Source organism: Arthrobacter sp. efr-133-TYG-118 (genome assembly GCF_030209755.1).
In the GTDB taxonomy this organism is placed as follows: Bacteria; Actinomycetota; Actinomycetes; order Actinomycetales; family Micrococcaceae; genus Arthrobacter.
This window is the reverse complement of sequence record NZ_JARVRH010000030.1, coordinates 63,794-81,646: the sequence shown is the minus strand read 5'-3', so window position 1 is coordinate 81,646 and position 17,853 is coordinate 63,794. Positions and strand designations below refer to the sequence as shown.

The 17,853-nt window shown below is 61.3% G+C and carries 16 protein-coding genes; 8 read left to right on the top strand and 8 right to left on the bottom strand.

Annotated elements, in window-relative coordinates; genetic code table 11:
* The 3 genes from QRN59_RS21275 to QRN59_RS21265 form a co-directional block, all read left to right on the top strand.
* On the top strand, nt 1-236 hold a 236-nt coding region (locus QRN59_RS21275), incomplete at its 5' end, for an aldehyde dehydrogenase family protein (protein WP_284984440.1).
* A gap of 128 nt (nt 237-364) precedes the next feature.
* Nucleotides 365-547, top strand: a complete 183-nt coding sequence (locus QRN59_RS21270; RefSeq protein ID WP_284984439.1) for a hypothetical protein — start codon at nt 365-367, stop codon at nt 545-547.
* Entirely contained in the window at nt 547-1,560 is a 1,014-nt protein-coding gene (locus QRN59_RS21265) for a Gfo/Idh/MocA family protein (RefSeq protein WP_284984438.1), read from the top strand. Before QRN59_RS21270 ends, QRN59_RS21265 begins: the two co-directional genes overlap by 1 nt.
* Here the strand turns inward: QRN59_RS21265 and QRN59_RS21260 are convergent, their stop codons facing one another.
* Both QRN59_RS21260 and QRN59_RS21255 read right to left on the bottom strand, forming a co-directional pair.
* Entirely contained in the window at nt 1,561-2,829 is a 1,269-nt protein-coding gene (locus tag QRN59_RS21260) for an MFS transporter (protein ID WP_284984437.1), read from the bottom strand.
* A gap of 174 nt (nt 2,830-3,003) precedes the next feature.
* Nucleotides 3,004-3,621, bottom strand: coding sequence for a TetR/AcrR family transcriptional regulator (locus tag QRN59_RS21255; RefSeq protein WP_284984436.1), 618 nt, complete (start codon nt 3,619-3,621; stop codon nt 3,004-3,006).
* A 731-nt stretch (nt 3,622-4,352) separates the two neighbouring features.
* On the opposite strand from QRN59_RS21255, the gene QRN59_RS21250 reads away from it, so the two are divergent.
* Nucleotides 4,353-4,673: a hypothetical protein gene (locus tag QRN59_RS21250; RefSeq protein WP_350225254.1), complete on the top strand. Its 321-nt coding sequence runs from the start codon at nt 4,353-4,355 to the stop codon at nt 4,671-4,673.
* A gap of 894 nt (nt 4,674-5,567) precedes the next feature.
* On the opposite strand, the gene QRN59_RS21245 is transcribed toward QRN59_RS21250, so the two are convergent.
* The 4 genes from QRN59_RS21245 to QRN59_RS21230 all read right to left on the bottom strand — a co-directional run bounded on the left by QRN59_RS21245 (nt 5,568) and on the right by QRN59_RS21230 (nt 10,448).
* On the bottom strand, nt 5,568-7,076 hold the full coding sequence (locus QRN59_RS21245; RefSeq protein WP_284984435.1) for an APC family permease: 1,509 nt from the start codon (nt 7,074-7,076) through the stop codon (nt 5,568-5,570).
* Between the two features lie 72 nt (nt 7,077-7,148).
* Nucleotides 7,149-7,919 carry an SDR family NAD(P)-dependent oxidoreductase gene (locus QRN59_RS21240; protein WP_284984434.1) on the bottom strand — a complete coding sequence of 257 codons (771 nt, stop codon included), beginning with the start codon at nt 7,917-7,919 and terminating at the stop codon, nt 7,149-7,151.
* Nucleotides 7,920-7,988: 69 nt separating this feature from the next.
* Complete coding sequence (locus tag QRN59_RS21235; protein WP_284984433.1) at nt 7,989-9,314, bottom strand: aspartate aminotransferase family protein; 1,326 nt, start codon at nt 9,312-9,314, stop codon at nt 7,989-7,991.
* 129 nt (nt 9,315-9,443) lie between these two features.
* On the bottom strand, nt 9,444-10,448 hold the full coding sequence (locus tag QRN59_RS21230; RefSeq protein ID WP_284984432.1) for a phosphotransferase enzyme family protein: 1,005 nt from the start codon (nt 10,446-10,448) through the stop codon (nt 9,444-9,446).
* A 307-nt stretch (nt 10,449-10,755) separates the two neighbouring features.
* Here QRN59_RS21230 and QRN59_RS21225 point away from each other — a divergent pair, with 307 nt between their 5' ends.
* Nucleotides 10,756-11,367, top strand: coding sequence for a TetR/AcrR family transcriptional regulator (locus tag QRN59_RS21225; RefSeq protein ID WP_284984431.1), 612 nt, complete (start codon nt 10,756-10,758; stop codon nt 11,365-11,367).
* 114 nt (nt 11,368-11,481) lie between these two features.
* On the opposite strand, the gene QRN59_RS21220 is transcribed toward QRN59_RS21225, so the two are convergent.
* Both QRN59_RS21220 and QRN59_RS21215 read right to left on the bottom strand, forming a co-directional pair.
* Nucleotides 11,482-12,912, bottom strand: coding sequence for an aldehyde dehydrogenase family protein (locus tag QRN59_RS21220; protein WP_284984430.1), 1,431 nt, complete (start codon nt 12,910-12,912; stop codon nt 11,482-11,484).
* A gap of 433 nt (nt 12,913-13,345) precedes the next feature.
* On the bottom strand, nt 13,346-14,260 hold the full coding sequence (locus QRN59_RS21215) for a LysR family transcriptional regulator (RefSeq protein WP_284984429.1): 915 nt from the start codon (nt 14,258-14,260) through the stop codon (nt 13,346-13,348).
* Between the two features lie 258 nt (nt 14,261-14,518).
* On the opposite strand from QRN59_RS21215, the gene QRN59_RS21210 reads away from it, so the two are divergent.
* From QRN59_RS21210 to QRN59_RS21200, 3 genes are read left to right on the top strand one after another with little or no spacing between them, the layout of a single operon-like run.
* On the top strand, nt 14,519-15,667 hold the full coding sequence (locus tag QRN59_RS21210; RefSeq protein WP_284984428.1) for a cytochrome P450: 1,149 nt from the start codon (nt 14,519-14,521) through the stop codon (nt 15,665-15,667).
* Nucleotides 15,668-15,693: 26 nt separating this feature from the next.
* Nucleotides 15,694-16,017, top strand: a complete 324-nt coding sequence (locus QRN59_RS21205) for a 2Fe-2S iron-sulfur cluster-binding protein (protein WP_284984427.1) — start codon at nt 15,694-15,696, stop codon at nt 16,015-16,017.
* Between the two features lie 16 nt (nt 16,018-16,033).
* Nucleotides 16,034-17,290, top strand: a complete 1,257-nt coding sequence (locus tag QRN59_RS21200) for an NAD(P)/FAD-dependent oxidoreductase (RefSeq protein WP_284984426.1) — start codon at nt 16,034-16,036, stop codon at nt 17,288-17,290.
* Nucleotides 17,291-17,853 lie beyond the last annotated feature (563 nt).

The window sequence follows — 17,853 nt, the reverse complement described above, 5'->3', positions numbered from 1 at the left end:
CGAACGCCCGGAAGTTCCAGCGCTCCGTCACGGTGGGCATGGTGGGTATCAACGTGCCCCTGCCGGTACCGGTTGCCTACCACTCCTTCGGCGGCTGGAAGGCCTCGCTCTTCGGGGACAAGCACATCTACGGACCGGAAGGCGTGTCCTTCTACACCCGCGGCAAGGTCATCACGTCCCGCTGGCCCGAACCCACCCACGCCTCCGGCGCCTCCTACAACTTCCCCTCCAACTAGATCCCCACTACCTGTCGATGGCTGTCGCTTGGGACGGCCATCGGCAGGCTCCGGCATCTGACCGATCCGGATCCGTCTTGTCAGAGTTCCTGAGGAGCAAGCCTGTGTTTCGCTATTTTTCTTGTCTTATGTTGGCCGCTGCTGTCGTCGGGGCGGTTCTGAGCATCATCGCGTCAGGGACACTCTCGCTTGCCCTCGGCCTGATGATGCTCATGATCGGAGCCGGGGGACTATCGGCAGCCTGGATGTCCTACGCGGCAGAAGTTCGACCGGTAATCCCGGCCCTTGGGCACGAAAAGCAGGCAGGATAATGACCAAACGACTGATTTGGGGGCTTGTGGGTGCCAGTGACATAGCTGCCACTCGAATGATCCCCGCAATTCGCCGTGTCGGCGATGTGGTGGCCAGCGTCGTCAGCGGGGACACCAACCATGCCAAGACATACGCGGAACGCAACCGCATCGGAATGCATCACGAGAGTCTTGACGCGCTCCTGGCTGATGCTTCCATCGATGCCGTCTACATTTCCAGCCGAAACCAGCATCACTGCCGACAAACAATAGCCGCGGCCAGCGCGGGTAAGCATGTCCTTTGCGAGAAACCCGTCGCAACGACGCTCAAAGAGGCACAAGCCATGGTGGAGGCCTGTCGTGCCCACAACGTGGTGCTGGCAGTCAACCACCATCTCCCGGCTGCAGGAACCCATCAAACTATTCATGCGCTCGTCGTTTCAGGTGGCATTGGGCGACCGTTGAGCGTTAATGTCCGGCATTCGACTCTCCTCCCCGAACGCCTTCGCGGGTGGCGGCTTGAAAAGTCCCCGGGCGCCGGCGTCGTCATGGATTTGTCCTGTCACAACGCGTCAGTCGTCAATCCGCTACTGGGCACTCGCCCGCTCGATGTGGCTGCCCTCACCTTGTCACAAAGTGATTGGTCCTCGGGTGTGGACGACGCTTCCAGCGCGTCCATCCGATACGACCCTGACATTTTGGTCGACTTCCAAGACTCATTCACGTTGCCTTTCACACCGTCTTTCATCCAGATCAACGGTGACCAGGGCAGCATCCTTGGGCATGACGTCATGGCTCCCGAGCCGAAAGGCTCGATCGTACTCACGGATCACGCCGGCACGAGAGAGATTCCAGTTACCGACCGTCGCCACACGTACGACATCACGCTCGAACGCTTCCGATCAGCAGTGCGCGAGGGGGCTCAGCCAGTTGTCGACGGCGTGGACGCCGCAAACGCGTTGTCTGTCAGCCTCTCGATCCTGGAAGCAGGCAGAACGGGCGAGAAGCAACTGATTGAATTCATCGCCCGATAATTAGAGACCGTGCCCGCTGAGACTGGACATCCATGCCAGACCGACGGCAGCAAGGACGGCAAACACAGCCGGCACGAGGAACACGAGGGGGAGTCCGATGGTGGCTATTCCGAGCCCACCGGCGAGCCCGCCCATCGCCGAGCTTAGGGCGGCGGAGCTCATGAAGATCGCCGAAGCTGTGGCCACCGCTTTGGGCAGCAGCCGCTGCGCGACGATGATGCCCAGTGCAGCGAACACTCCCCAAACCCCGCCCATGAGGATCTGGCCGGCGAAAAGTCCGAGGGCGGTGCCGGTGGTGGCGAAGCAGATGTTCGCCGCGACGCCGAACCCTGCCGCCAGGATCATCAGCCGGAGCATCCCTGTTCTCCTGGCAACAAGGACAGCCAGGGGCATTAGTGCGAGTTCCACGAGTGGTTGGACGCCGATAATCGCGCCGCCGAGCGCAGGAGTCAGTCGGAGCTGTTCGTTCATGTAGATCGGAAGGTAGGCGTACTTGATCGATTCGCCGGCGTAGACGCACATGTAGAGCGCAGTGAACATGAGCAAAGGGGTCATCTGCCGGAGCCCGGGCTTTGCCGTAGGTGCAGGTAGGCTGTCCGCCCGCATGTCGACGGGGGTGCTGCGAGGTGCCGATCCCCTTAGTGTCAGGAGCGGCACAATTTGGGCGAGAGTGCATAAGGCGGTCGCGAAAAGCATCGCGCGAGGGCCGGCATTTGCCGCCAGGAATGACCCCGCTGCCGGCCCGATCACCCAGCCGGCGGTCAGCGCCATACGCACTATGGCGACCATGCCATCATTTCCCGACTTCGGGCGCGCACTTATCTCGTCGTGAAGCGCGGCGAACACCTGCGACGTGGCGGCGCCTGCAAATCCGAGGACAACGGCACTTACGACGAACGGCATCCACAGCTGGGTCGAGAATGCGATTCCCGTCCAGCCCAGGAAACCGGCGGCGGCGCACATACGGAACAGACCAAGGCGACGGCCCGTCCGGTCAGAGCGCGCGCCGACCAGGTATCCCGCTATCGGTGTTGAGAGGCTAGTCAGGTAATACAGCCCGGCGACTGTTAGGGATGCGTGGAGCTCGTTGACAAGAAACGAGGCGATCTGGGGTGCGGCCGCGGAGAACCCGAGGCCTGACAGGAACATCGCAACTGTTGCCCCCCGGTAAAGGGGAGTTTCGAGGACGAGCCGGAGCGCAGACCTCCGGTCCGCCACCGAGTCAGTAAGGACGGGGTCAGCGTTTCCGACAGCCTTCGGTGCGGTCATTAGGGGATCACGGTGCTTTCTAAGGGGCCGGTGCGCGGGTCCGTCGACCGATCAACCCGAATTCTTCCACTGTAAGAATAAAGGACGCAGGCGTGCAGGGAAACCCCAAACGGGCATGTGAATACTCGGATGTGGAGGCGTCGGCCGGGCGTGTCGCGGCCCGTCGCCCGCGGGCTAGTGCGTCAGGGCTGACCCGGCGGGCGGCAAAAGCCGTTCCAGGATTGCCAACGAGCGGTGCACGTCGACCTCGTCCGGGCTGAGCAGCCATTGCAGTTGCAAACCATCGGAGGCGGCCGCAACCAGCGCGGCAGCATCTTCGGCATCGATGTCCGCCGCTATGGATCCGGATCGCTGACCGGCACGGACCCTTTCGGCCAGATCGGCCCGAACTCGCCGGAAACGCGCGTTGATGAAGTCCCGTGTGACTGGATGATGGTGCTCCTGCAGCGCATCTGTGGTCAGCGTCGCGTACAGCTCAACCAGACCAGGGATTGCGCGGTTACGTTCGGCACTCTTTTCCATCACGGACACGGCCGAGACGTCGGCCGGGTCGGACGACTCATGAACCATGCCTTCGTGTTCTCGGTAAACCGCAACCAAGAGCTCATCGCGCGATGCAAAGTAGTATCGCAGCGCGGCATGCGAAACGCCGATCGCAGCTCCAATCGCGCGCAACGAAGAGCCAACTCCTTGTTCGGCGAACAATTCGATAGCGCGCAAGAGAATCTGGGCTCGTCGTTCGGGGGCTTTCCTATACGACCGCCCACGCTCCTCGGCTTGATCGTTGGCCATCCCACCATGGTACGTGAGGTGGCAGGAGCCATCTCTGGATGTTCGGGTGCGCAGTGGCCCAAACGAACTGGTCAACTCCCAAACTGTCAGAACAAGCGCAGTAGGTTCAACCTGCGGTGACGTCAAATCGCCGATTGCATGCCAAGGTGCGCTCTTTTCGAACCCCATCCGAGCCGCTGAAGTTATTCGATCGGTAGCCTCGAGGTCTCGTGGTCGGAACACATTGCGAGATTATCCCGCTGAAGGGGTCAAGATGGGGTGTGCACATTGTGCACACTCTTGCCTTCGGACTGGGTCGTACTGCCGCCGGACTGGACCGTACTCGGCATGTTTTCGTGCGTTGCCGGTACTTTCAAGGCCTGGAACCCGGTTCGAGTCCCACCTCGGGCACGTGTTTCCGCAGGTCAGGGGTCCTTTGGCCCTCTGACTGTGCACAAATCAGCTTTTTATAGCCCTTCGGGGCCGTTTTTGCAGTGGCTGTTGGTGTGGCCGGGTGCCCCTTTCCTTTTGTTGGGCGGGAGTTCTGATCTCTTGCTACTTCATATCAAGGCCGGGCCAGGGCTACATGACTTTCGACGGCCTACATCAATTGGCTTCGCGGTCTGGACCCGGTTTTGGGTATCTAGTGGCGTCCTGACGAGGGGTCGATTTGAACCGGCGGCCTGCAGGACCCCGGTCGTTGATATTGACATCTCAGGGGCTGGCGGCTTGGTTCTGGAAGCCTTGCCGACGTGCACCCCACACGCTGCCTGACTTCGCCGAACGTGGAGCCGTTCACCGGGCACGGGGTCGAGGCCGTGACGAAGAGGAAGCGGACGGGGACCGCGCTCTTGAACACCCTAGGGAGCGTGAGCCGGTGCCTGCTAGTCGCGCTGGCCTTGTGGACAGGTTCCGGGTCGTCGTTTCCCGGTGCTCACGCGCGGGACCGGATCCACGGCTATCCGGACGTTTCACTCAAGATGGTGGAGAGCAGGACCTTCGACGGTCGGCTCCAGTTGCTTGAGTACGTGCCCACGGTGCTCAGCGGTTCGCCGGGCAGCGGTCCGACGTAGGTCAACCCGTGCGCCTCAACCAGCTAGCCTCAGTCTTTGCTCTAAGTGCGGCAAGCCCTCAGGGGTCGACGGCGGGACGCGCGTGACGCCGTCGTCGTCCTCTTTGCGCTGTGAGACCAGAGTGGGTGGCCGGACGGGGTGGCGGTTTCCCTTGTTTAACGGCGCAGCAGCTAATTGGCGACTCCACCGGGGGTTTGCAAAGGCGGGGCGATGGCCGCCGGGCACGACTTCAGCTTCGATTCCGAGGCGTTCGAGTGCGAACTGTCCTTGGAGATTACCGGGTCAGTTCTGCTCGTCGAACAGGCGGGTCAGGCAGTCTGCGTAGTTGAATCCGCGCCGACCAGCTGGATCGCCGCTGGCGCCAGTAGCAGTTCCACCCCGATGCCAGCACAGCCGAATCAGCCCGGGAGTCATCTCCGCCAACGCCTATGGCATTAGGACTAGCCGGGCGCAATCCACCGTCGTCAGACCAGTGGAGGCCGGACGGCCACCACTGGTCTGATGACCGCCAGACGCATTCCAGTCCTCCAATGCGTCGGTGCTTCCCCGTAACCTTGCAACTGAATCCCAGTGGGACTCGCCCAGCAGGGTGGGACTGTTCGCCAAGATTCATGGTTAAGGCGCAGACCCCCACCTCCAGAGGAGGCCTGGCCGGCCACCTACCTCTTTTTTGCGGCGGACCGGGGCACGGATGCGATGGCGACGGCGGCCTCCGTCGCTGAGTTCAATTCCTTAGCGGCGATGCCAAAGTGGAATTGCGGTTGCTGAGGTCCTTCGGGTCGGACGGCGTGAGGTAACGGTCAACGCGCGTCAGCGTACGCAGGGAAGCCGCTCGTGCCGAGGCAACAACCACGGAGCCTTGCGTTTCTCCCTCGTGGCTTTGCCTCCTGAGCCTCAGGGACGATTGGCACTGAGCGATGGTTCTTCCAGGTTTCCCGCGGCTTGCCCAGTCTCCTGCGGCAGCCTTTCGAGGTCCTGGCCGAGGCCTGCAAAGATCTCCGGTTTGTATTTGCGTAGATGCCGGGCCAGGAGCAGGCCGCCCGCAATGGCAGCGACCAGTAGCCAGGGCAGCACGGTGATTGCTGGGGCGTCCGATCCTGCCAGAACCGAAAAGTTGGCAATGGCCAGGACCACGACGATCCCCAGGCCCAAGAGCCCAATGCCTGGCGCTAGCAGCGTTGCCCAGAGTCGCCGGTCCCGGGTTTTCCTGAAATGCACGACTATCGCTAGGGTGGCGAGGAGTTGAAGTGTGAGGATTCCGAGCGTACCGAAACCGGTCATGCTTGGGATGAGTGAGGTGAGCGGTTCCAGGCCAAAGAGGGCGAACAGTCCGGCCACTACGATTCCCAGGGCGAACTGGGCTATCGATGCGCGCTGGGGGACTCCGTTGGGACGGGTCCGGCTCAGTAGGGGAGTGAGGATCCGTGCGCGGCCGAGGGAGTAGATGTATCTGGTGGCTGAATTATGCAGGGCCATTAGCGCGGCGAAAAGGCTCAGGAGAAGCAGGACCATCATGAGCTTGGTAAGGCCCTCGCCGAGATAGTCGTTTGAGAGGAAGAAGACCAGATCGCCGGCGGCAAGGTGGTCGGTAGCGACGGCCTGGGTTTGAGCTGTTCCGAGTGCGCTCACAATGGCCCACGTTGTCACGGCGGCCAGCGCTCCGATGAAGCCTATTGCTGTGTACGTGGCCCTTGGGATGGTCCGGCGGGGGTTCTTGGCCTCCTCACTGAACAGGCCGGTGGCTTCTACTCCAACGAAGGCGTTGGCGGCGAACAGGAAGCCGATGCCTGCTCCTCCGGAGAACACGATGCCGGGGTTGAAGACATCAAGGGTGTAGCCGTTCTTGAGCAGTACGGCAATGTCGAAGATCACCAGAATGGAGACTTCGAGGATCAGTCCCACCCCAAGCACCTTGGCGCTGAAGTCGATGCCCTGGCGGCTCAGCAGGAACGCGGCGGCGACAGCCACCAGGGCCCAAATGAACCAGTGGACATTCAATCCGGTGAGCTGTGCGATCACGGTCTGCATGAAGAAGCCGATTGTTCCTATCGCCCCGGCTACAAAGCAGTTATAGCCCAGCATTGCTACCAGTGCTGCCACTAACGCCGCTGGTTTGCCGAGGCCCTTGAGGACGACGGCGTAGAACCCGCCTGCGCTGACAAGCAGCTTGGACATCTGGGCGTAGCCCACGCCGAAGAGCAAAAGTATTGCGGTGACGATAATGAATGAACCCACCATCCCGGCTCCATTGCCGAGTGCCAGGCCAAGGGCAGTGATGACGATAATCCCTGTCAGCGGGGCAACCGCCGCAAGGACAAGGAAGACGACGCCGAAAACGCCTAGGGAGTCCTTGGACAGTTTGTCCGGACTGGCAGGTAAGTGTTCCTGGAGTTGATTTGCCACGGGTGACTCTCTTTTCTGAACTGGCCTTCTTCGCCTTGACGCAGGGGTCAGGAATGACGCCCGGGTTAGGGATCAGGCGGGAAAGGAGGACCTGGCGGAATAGCCGAAGTCCGAAAGGATGTTGGTCCCGTTGATGGCGCGGGCGCCTTCGCTGGATAGGAATATGACCGTCTTGGCGATGTTACTGGGAGCGTTCACGGGGAATTCCGCGTCGTCGAAGCTGTCAACGCCCAGGCCGCGCCTTGCCATCGGCGTATCGACGATGGACGGGCAGATGCTGTTGACCCGGATCCCATGGGATTCGAAGAGCTCGAAGGACAGGGCCCTGGTGAGCTGTACCAGTGCCCCCTTCGAGGCGTTGTAGGCCAGCATCCCGGGAACGGCGACGAAGCCCGAGTCGGATCCAATGATGGTGATGGAGGCGTGCTGCTCTTTTGCGAGGAAGGGCAGGGAGTGTTTCACCGCGTGGAACACTCCCAGCACGTTGACTTCCAGGACACGGAGGAAGTCCCGTGATGTCACGTCTTGCACTGCGTTGCCTATCTCGCCCTCTATTCCGGCGCTTGCAACGACTGTATCGATGCCCTGAAGCCGGGCGTCGAATTCCTTGAAGGCGTTGGCGATCGCAGCTTCGTCGGCGACGTCAGCCACGATTCCGTGGCACCTGCCGTCCAGGTACTTGGAGAGAGGTCCTTGCAGGGCCTGGTTCAGGCTTTGCTGGGAGCGGCTGATGATGCCCGCTCTTGCGCCCTCTTCCAGGAAGGCCTGGGCGGTGGCAAGTCCGATCCCCGATGCGCCGCCGGTAATAACGACCCTCCTGGGGTTGTTTCGTGAGAGATCCATGAGGTGGTTCCGATCAGAAGTAGTTCTCTAAGTTGTTGATGTGTCTTCCGAGGCCTGCTGCCTGGGTGACTAGATGCTGTTGAGGGAGGCTTCCAGCCCTTCCAACAGTTGTTCCGCGTGGGATTTGTTGAATACGAGCGGTGGCCGCATCTTCAGTACGGTTTCATGTCGGCCCACCTTGCTGATCAGGATGTTGTTGTCCTTCATGCTCTCCACGAGCTTTTTTGTGACTGCCGGGGCTGACGAGCCCGATTCCGGGTCAGGGAGCAGCTCAATTCCGACGAACAGCCCCCGACCTTTGACCGCGCTCACGAAGTCGAAGCCGGCGGCCAGCTTTTCCAGTCCGTCCTTCAAGACCTTGCCGGTACTGTGGGCATTCGCCATCAGGTCCTCATCCTTCATGACCTGCAAGACGGCACGGCCCGCGGCTGCGGAGACAGGATTCCCCGCGAAGGTATTGAAATACAGGTTGGCGGCACCAAACTCGTCCAACAGCTCGCCGCCCGTGACGACGCCGCCCATCGGGTGTCCATTGCCCATGGGCTTTCCCATGGTGACGAGGTCCGGGGACAGCCCGAATAGCTCGTAGCCCCACATTGCCTCACCGGTGCGGCCAAACCCGGACTGTACTTCATCTGAGATCACCAGCCCGCCAGCGGCGTGGATCCGCTGCTCAACGGCCTGGAGGTAGCCATCCGGAAGCCGGCAAAGCCCTTCAGTCGAGAACAGTGGATCGAACAGGAAGGCGGAAACCCCGAAACCCTCACTACTCAAGGACCGAATGGCAACCTCCAACTCGCGAAGGCCCTTCTCCAGCAGCTGCTCTGGAGCTAGTTCATTGCCGGCTGTGTCAAGGTCGGGGATGCGGATGGCCCGGACATTGGCAGACAGTCCGTTCCTGGTGGGCAACGCTGTCGTCGCATCCGCGAGGACGGAGGTATTTCCGTGGTAGCTGAAGTCGGACACGATGATTCCGGTATTTCCGGTGCGTTGGTTTGCGATCCTGAAGGCAAGATCGTTGGCCTCTGACCCGCTGTTGGTGAAGGAAACCTTGTCCAGCCCCTCGCCGAAGGTTGCCACGATTTCCTCGGCATAATCGATCACTTGGCTGTTCAGGTAACGGGTGTGGATGTTTAGTTGGGAGGCCTGGGCACGGATGGCTTCTACAACTACCGGGTTGCAGTGACCTACATGGGGCACGTTGTTGTACGCATCCAGGTAGGTCCGGCCATGTATGTCCGTCACCCACACACTTTCAGCCGACACCAATGCGATCGGTTCGTCGTAGAACAACGGGGAGTGGGTTCCGAGCGTCTTCAGCCTTCGCGCCCGCAGTCCCGATGCGGAACTTTCACCCATATCGGGGCGGGAACTTGGATTGTGTGTGTCTGGCATTATGTCTCCGTTTTGGGCATCACGATGAAGCCCGGCAATTGCGGGTGGATCAGGAGGCGCAGATGCGCCGGTTCTTGAATTGATGGCGCCCAGGTAATGCACGACGCCGGTGAAGATGCGGGAGTTAGGCTAGTGGCCCGCCGAGACCCGGGAGTAGGTCTTCGCCATGTCCAGGACCATAGGGACAATGCGGCTGACGACGAATTCCGCGGCATCGTCCCCTCGCCGTGTAGACGCCCAGCCCATATAGCTCAGGCCGCGCGAGAGCAACATGGCGTCCCACGACTTCAGGTGTTCCTCCGGCAGTGCCCGGACCGATCGATACCCCTCGAACGCGCTTCGCTGGTAGTCGGGGTATCTCTGATGGGGCAGGTAGAAGAAGAGCAAGGTGGCCAGGTCAAATAGGTGCCAGCCTTCGCCGAAGTCGTCAAAGTCGATAAGGATGCACTCTTTGTCCCGGACCAGGATGTTTTCCGGTGTGAAGTCCGCATGGATGACGCCATATCGATCCGTACCGACGCCGAAGGAAACCAGCTCATCCTTGAGCTCGTGTTTGACGTTGTTCAGCAGGGCGACATCCTGCCCTGAAAGTTCGCCAATACTGCATGGATCGCCCCATAGGGCGCGTTCTCCGACCAGACCTTCGTAGTCCCAGGCCTGACGGTTGAAACCCTCGACGCGTCCGATGGTAGTTGCCTCGTTGTGGAACGTCGCGGCCAGGGCTCCGATCCGGTGAAAGGTCTCAGGGCTGAGGCTGGCCGTTCCGTCAAAGGCCTCGGCTACGTCGCCCAAGGGCACTGCACCTTCCGCCCAAACCAGGACGTCGACCTGGTGGGTGACCCCGTCAGTTCCTTTGACGAGGCAGAGCAGCTCGCCATCCGCTGTCGGGAGGACCTCAGGGACGTCTACGCCACGGGTTATTAGTGCCTTGAGGAACTCAAGCTCGCACCTGACCTCGGAATCAGAGCGGTATCCTTCGCGGTGCAGCCGCACGGCGTATGAGGTTTGCCCTTGGGGGCGAATGCGGAAGACGTAGTTTTCGCGGTATTTGACGAACTCAATCGGCGTGTTGTCTTGAAGCCCGTATCGCCCAAGTGCCCCGCGAACCGTCTCTACTGCAACTGCTTGGTCCAAAGTGGATCTCCCTTGTTGATATCCAAAATCTGTGCGGATGAATGAACCGGTACTGCTTGGTCGCATCCAAGATCCGGTACCTGTCGTCTTGAAAAAGTGAATCACACCACACGAACAAAATCTAGACTGCGAGTCTATTGTTTGTGTCCGGAGGATAGAATTTGTTAAGCGGGGGATGATCGAGGTTCCTCCGACGCGAGAAGATCTCACGCTGAGTCAGTTCGGACTCTCCGTCCAGAATCGATGCTTAAGAGCCGCTTTTTGGGATGCGAGGATATATTCTGTCTCTTTAGAACATGGAGGTTGTATGACTGCGGCGACCGAAAAGCCCGTCTCGACGAACCTTAGGGAGCGTCGGCGCGAGCAAACAAGAATCGATCTAACCAGCGCCGGCTTGGAGATCATCTCAGCCGAAGGTGTCGAGGCGGCCACCATTGATAGATTGGCCGCCCAGGCAGGGATGTCCCGCGGAACGGTCTACGCGCATTTCGAGGGTGGCCGTGATGAACTGCTCCAAGAGGCGTACAGGCGCGTTGGTCGTGATCTTGTCGGTACGGCCCAGCGGCTGGCGGACTCTGCCGACACGTGGCAGGACCGCGTCATGGCCTATGCGCGAGCGATGGTCGCACTTACCGAGGACCATAACCGCGGCTATTTCTATAACGTGGCCGGACCTGCCTTGTTTGGCAGCCGTGTTGAGCGCGGAGAAGGCTCCTCGGCGAGCCTTGCTGCGATCCGGAAGGAACTGCTGCTTGCCCACCAGCGGGGTGAAATCGACAGTGACGTGGATGCAGACGGGATGGCGGTGCTGCTCATCGGATGTCTTCGTGAAGCGGGGATCGAAATTGCTCGCGAGGCCATGCAGCCAGCGAGGTTTCTTTCGGCGTTTCAGCGCTTGCTTGACGGACTGACCCCCTAGCGCAACCTCGCATGACCCAAGGTGAGATGGTGCTTCGGGAAGCAAGCACCACCTCGCCCGGAGGTCCTCTCATGCCATCGTGCCTCGGAGAATGACAGTCCGTCTCCGACAGGCCTAGCCGTTGATGATCTGCGGTGCGCCGAGTTGCTTCAGGCCCTCGACGCCGAACTCCAGACCGTAGCCGGATTGCTTTGCCCCTCCAAACGGCACACGCGGATCGACGGCGCCATGCTTGTTGATCCACACAGTGCCGGCTTCAAGCCTCGCTGCTACCCGACGAGCCTTTGCGATGTCAGAGGACCATACGGAAGCGCCCAGGCCGACATCTAGACTGTTGGCCATCTCGAGGGCTTCGTCCACGTTCGAGTATTTGATGATCGGCAGGGCAGGGCCGAATTGTTCCTCGGTCACCAGCGGGTTGTCGTTGTCGATATCCGCAATCAGCGTCGTTGGGTAGAAGTAGCCTGGCTGCTCGGCTTCGGGTTCCCCGCCGAGCAGCACCCGGGCGCCGGAGTCCTTCGCTGCCTGCACGAGGCGGGAGACGACGTCGAACTGGGCCTTGTTCTGCAGCGGTCCGAGCACGTTGTTCTCGTCCAGGCCCACGCCCATGGGCATGTTCCTAGCGACCGCGGTCAGGGCCTCGCAGACCTCATCGTAGATATCTTCATGCACGTACAGGCGCTTCAAGGCGGCGCAGGTCTGGCCGGTGTTGATGAACGCTCCCCAGAACAGGCCTTCAGCGATCGCTCGCGGGTCGGCATCCGGCAGCACAATGCCGGCGTCGTTACCCCCTAGCTCCAGGGTCAACCGCTTGACCGTGTCTGCGGAGGAACGGATGATCGCCTTGCCGGTGGCAGTGGAGCCTGTAAACATCACCTTGGCGATGTCCTCGTGGGCGGCCAGGCGCTCACCCACATCTCGGCCTCCAGGGACCACGGCCAGCACATCGGCGGGGAGGACCGAGTTGAATACCTCGGCCAATGCAAGCACGGAGAGCGGCGTGTACTCCGAGGGTTTCATGACCACCGTGTTGCCCATCCGGAGGGCGGGGGCCAGCTGCCAGATGGAGATCAGCATGGGCCAGTTCCAGGGACCGATGGCACCGACAACGCCGAGCGGGCGGTAGAAGAGTTGGGCGAAGGTTCCGTCTTCCTCGATGAGGGTCTCGGGCTCCAGGTTGAACGATGTCGTTGCCCGTAGCCATGCGCTGCAGGCGCCGACTTCAAAGCGGGCATTCGGGCCGTTGAGGGGTTTGCCTTGTTCGCGTGAAAGCAGCCGGGCCAGGGCCTCGGCATTGGCGTCGATCGCGTCGGCTGCTCGATTGAGTAGTTCACACCGCTCCTCGTGGCCGCGGGCGTCCCAGGCCGGTTGTGCGGCGCGTGCGGCCTGGATGGCGGATTCGAGTTCCGGCACGCCAGGCTCCGCGACCAAGCCGACGAGTTCGCCTGTCGCCGGGTCGTTGATCCGGCGCCCGCCGGACGTCGGCTGGATGGCCTCAAGGAGACGCTGGTGGGTGAAAGTCGCAGTTTCCGACGTCGTTGTCATGGGTTCCTTCATCTCTTCAGGTTTGGGTGGAATTGTGGAGACTCCGGCCATGCCGGAGCTGTGGTTTATGCCGGCCGGGGCCAGCTGGGCTGTGTGGGCGATTCGGGAGTCATTATTTGCTCAGAACGTGGATCATGACGAGCGCCGGCCCTGCTTCGAGCTACCGAAAGCCGACGCGCGTCCCGTTCTGGCTGAAGACGTGGCCAGTTCAATAGACAATGCCTCGGACATGGTTCTCCTAGGGTTTTGTGAGCGACGGCGTTGTGAAGACAGTGAATCACACCACAAGTCCAATTGCTAGACGCAGAGTTCAGAATTTATATGTTGGAAACACATATTGATCAGAGCGCCCAACAATGGAGATTTCTCCGCGTTGAGGTGCCATGTGCACATGCTCCCTGGCTCCTGAGGTTGTGCAAACAGCCGGCGGTCGCTATCCGGTTTCGCTCGCGTCGAGGATCTCGACTGCGTATTCGACGACGGCCCGGGCCCGGGCGGTGAGTTCCGCTTCCTTTGGCCACACGGCGACAACGGACGTCTCGCCCGCGCGCGGGCGGAGGTGCCTGGTTACGAGCCCCATGCCCTCACTTGAAACCGGGATCTGGTTTGGCCGCGACATGAGGAGGCTGTAGCCGAGGCCACGCCCGACCAGTGCCCGGACAAGGTCAATCTGCGGGACGACGGCACCCATAGCTGGCTTGAGCCCGCGTTGGGCGAACATCAACTCTGTGTAATCTGTACTCGGGGCCGTATCGAGCATGATGAGCGGACTACTCGCCAGCTCCGCAAGATCTACGTCGCTTTGCTTGCCAATAGGGTCGTTTGCGCCAAGGACGGCCATGACTTCGGTTTCATAAATGACCTGTCGTTGTAGATCGGCCGGCAAGCCGATGTCATAGACGATGGCCGTATCCAAGGCGCCCTCCTCAAGCGCGGGTATCAGGTCCGAGTGGTCGCCTACGGTGATGCTGATTTCGACCTTGGGGTGGAGGCTTGCCATGCCTTCGAGCATGGCAGGGAGGACGTTGCTTGCCAACCCGGTGTAGCAGCCCAACGACACCGGCCCCTTCAGCTCACCACGCAGTTCACCCAATCCGTCCGCCAGTGCACTGGCCTCTTTAAGCAGATCTCCGGCCCGTTTCGCGAAGTGGCGCCCAGTCGGCGTCAGGTGCATGCCCCGGGCCTTCCTTCGAATGCACAGTTGTTCACCCAACGCCGCCTCAAGTTCGCTGATGGCGTGGGAGAGCGCGGATTCGGAGATGTGGAGCTGTTGTGCCGCAGATCCCAGGGTGGTGTGGTCCGGGAGGGCGGCGAAGAGCTCGAGCTGCCGAAAGGTGAACCTGGGCATTGCCATCATTTTCCTAAGGAGTCGAAATACTTTCGCGAATATCCGCAGTTTACTAGGGAAAGTTTGACGGTGACACTGGTTACACAACGACGTGCCAAGAGGAGTACAACAATGACGCCACAAGCTGCACGGTGTCCTTTCCACGGGGATCCGGAGACTAACAGAGCTGACACTGGGCGGGATAGCGGCGGCCAGGACCAACAGGCCGCTAATCATTCAAGACAGGCGAGCGATTACCCGGTTGCTGACTGGGTTGACGTGGCTGCGCTTGCATCGGATCCTTACCCGATCTATGCCAGGCTGCGGGCAGAGTCTCCGGTGGCCTGGGTTCCTCAGCTGAACAAGTTCCTTGTGACGAACTACACCGGCTGCCACGCGGTCGAGCAGGATCAGGAAATCTTCAGCGCCGAGGTGACCGGGGCAACGATGACCCGGGCCATTGGCGCCCGTCCGATGCTGCGCAAGGACGACCCGGAGCATTCAGCTGACCGGGCGCCCATGAATCCTGTTCTTCGCCCCAAATCCATCAAGGAGGTTTGGGGACCGGTTTTTGAAGGCAACGCCGAGACTTATCTTGAGAAAGTCGCCGAGATCGGACCCAAGGAAGCCGACCTGAACCGGGACTACGCCGCCCCTCTCGCTTCGCAGAACCTCATCGATCTGCTGGGGCTGAAGGACGTGTCCGTGGAGCAGGTACGCCGCTGGTCCCACGACTTCATCGCCGGCATGGGAAACGTCCTGGACGATCCGGCGATCTGGGAGCGGTGCGACGCCTCGACCGCGGAGGCCGACCGTTTGCTCGAGGAGCTGATCCCCTACTACCGGCAGACCCCTGATGCGTCGATGGTGTCCGCATGGGCAAACAGCGGGCTGCCGACCTCAAACGTGGCAGCCAACGTTAAACTGACCATCTCGGGAGGCATGAACGAGCCGCAGCACATGGTCACGAACATGGTCTGGGCCCTCAGCTACCACGCCGAACAGAGCGCGTTGGTCCTCACCGACCCTTCGCTGTGGGCTGCAGCTTTCGACGAGGCCGTGAGGTGGCAATCACCCATCGGCATGTACCCGCGCGAAACGACCCAGGAAACCATCCTCGAAGGGGTCCGCATCCCCGCCGGCGCGGGGATAGGTGTTGTCGTCGCCTCCGCCAACCGCGACGCCGCCCACTTCGGAGATAGCGCAGCAGACTTCGACATCAACCGGCCGAAGCGCCCCCATCTCGCCTTCGGTAGCGGAGTGCACCTCTGCGCCGGGCACTGGGCCGCAAAGACCTCAATCGGCCAGCTCGCCGTGCCCATGGCCTACGAACGCTTTCCGAGGCTGCGCGTCGACGAACAACGCAATGAAAGCTGGGACGGCTGGGTCTTCCGCGGACTGACCAGCCTGCCCGTCACCTGGAACTGAAGCACTACCGATACCAAGGAGCAACGATGCCCACCATCACCTACACCCAGCCGAACGGTACTCAACAGACCCTCGAGGTCGCAGAGGGGACCACACTGATGCGCGCCGCCGTCAGCAACGGCATCACCGGCATCATCGGCGAATGCGGCGGACAGGCCATGTGCGCCACCTGCCACGTCTACGTCAGGCCCGAATATGCGCAGGCGCTCCCCGAGATCCGCGAGGACGAAGACGAGATGCTCGACTGTGCAGCGGCCGAGCGAACGGACCGCTCACGCCTTGCGTGCCAGATCAAGATCGACGCAGAACTGGCAGAGATTGTCGTCGACATCCCCGCCGGCCAACTCTAGAAGCGAGGACAAGGACATGAGCGTTGTCATCATCGGCGGAGGACAGGCCGGCCTGCAGGTCGCCGATTCACTGCGGACCGAGGGGTACGAGGGCAAAATCGAGGTCATCGCAGCCGAATCCGGACTGCCCTACCAGCGTCCACCGCTATCCAAGGACTACCTGGCCCCTGGCAAAGAGCCGGTTCCCTTGCCCCTGCGCGGCGCATCCTTTTTCGCGGAGAAGAACATCACACTCCACGAAGGCGTCCCGGCACTCGCCATCGACCGGGCGGAACAGAAGGTCAAGCTCACCGAAGGTTCACTCGACTACGACCACCTCGTCTTCGCGACCGGCGCCCGCAACCGGACGCTTAGCTGCCCGGGCGTATCCTTGCCCGGCATCCACGGACTGAAAACCCTTACAGATGCAAAGGCGTTACACGCGGCGCTGCCCACCGCCCGCAACATCGTCATCATCGGTGCCGGATTCATCGGACTGGAATTCGCCGCTGCCGCTCTGGCCCACGGATGCGACGTGACCGTACTGGAATTCGCGCCTCGCCCGATGGGACGTGCACTAACCCCCGTCATGGGTGACTGGTTCGCGGCCGCCCACCGCTCACAAGGCGTCGACCTGCGACTTGGTGAAGGCATTGACCGCTTCGAGCCCGGCACGGACGGCCGCGTCGGAGCCGCAGTGTCCACTACGGGGGCTTTCTATCCTGCCGATCTGGTCCTCGTGGGCATCGGCGTGCAGCCCAACGACACCCTGGCCTCGAACGCCGGGCTCGAAACCAGCAACGGCATCGTTGTCGATGAAATGCTGCGCACAGCGGACCCTGCCGTTCTGGCGATCGGCGACTGCGCCAGTTTCCCCAGCGCCCACGGCCAGCTCCGTCTGCGTCTGGAGTCTGTCCAGAATGCCACCGATCAGGCCCGTCATGCCGCACGCACGGTCCTAGGGGCTGACCACCCCTACACGGAGCTGCCTTGGTTCTGGTCGACCCAGGGACCCTATCGCCTGCAGATGGCAGGGCTCGCACGACCGGATGACGATATGCTGGTCCTCGGTGATCAGGCGGCAGCAAAATTCTCCGTTCTCTGCTTCAGGGAGGGCGTCCTCTCGGCTGTGGAATCGGTCAACATGGCGGCGGACCATATGGCCGCCCGCAAACTACTCGCCGCAGGAGCCCGCATCACGCGCACCCAGGCAGAGGCTGAAGGGTTCACCTTGAAGGCTGCTGGTCGGGCACCGGTTGTTCCGGTCCCTCCCTGCAGCGCAGCGCCATGCTGATCGCGGAACACTTGATTCAGCGGTAGACCTTGTAGAAGGGCTCCCAATCTGATGGCGGGAACTCTTTGATTGAGCGGTTGGCGGGGAGTTTGGCGGGCCGGATGCGGGTGTGCACAATGTGCACACTTTGGGCCTCGGATCGGGCCGTACATCGACCGGACTGGCCTGACACACAGGGGATTGTCCAGGTTCTCTGAACTTCCCTGTGTTTCCAAGGTCCGGAATGGGTTCGAGTCCCACCTTGGGCACGTGTTTCCATAGGTCAGAGGGGTTTTTGCTTTAACGTGTGTACAAAGCTTGTGATGGCGTCCCTCTGACGCTAAGTTCGCGGGCTTTGGCCTGGCCGCCGCGGTGGCCTATGAAGGTGTGTGGGTGGCGGGTTCGGGGTCCTGGCTGGTGGGCCCTCGGCCTGCTCTGGGCTGGGGTTATGCGGTTCCTCGTTCCGGTTGTGCCTGGTTGGTCGTGGATGGCCAACACCAGTTCATGGTTCAGGGTTCCGGGTACAGCATGATGAAACCGAACTTGGTGCTGAGGTTTCTTTGGAAGCTACTCCCGGTGGCAAG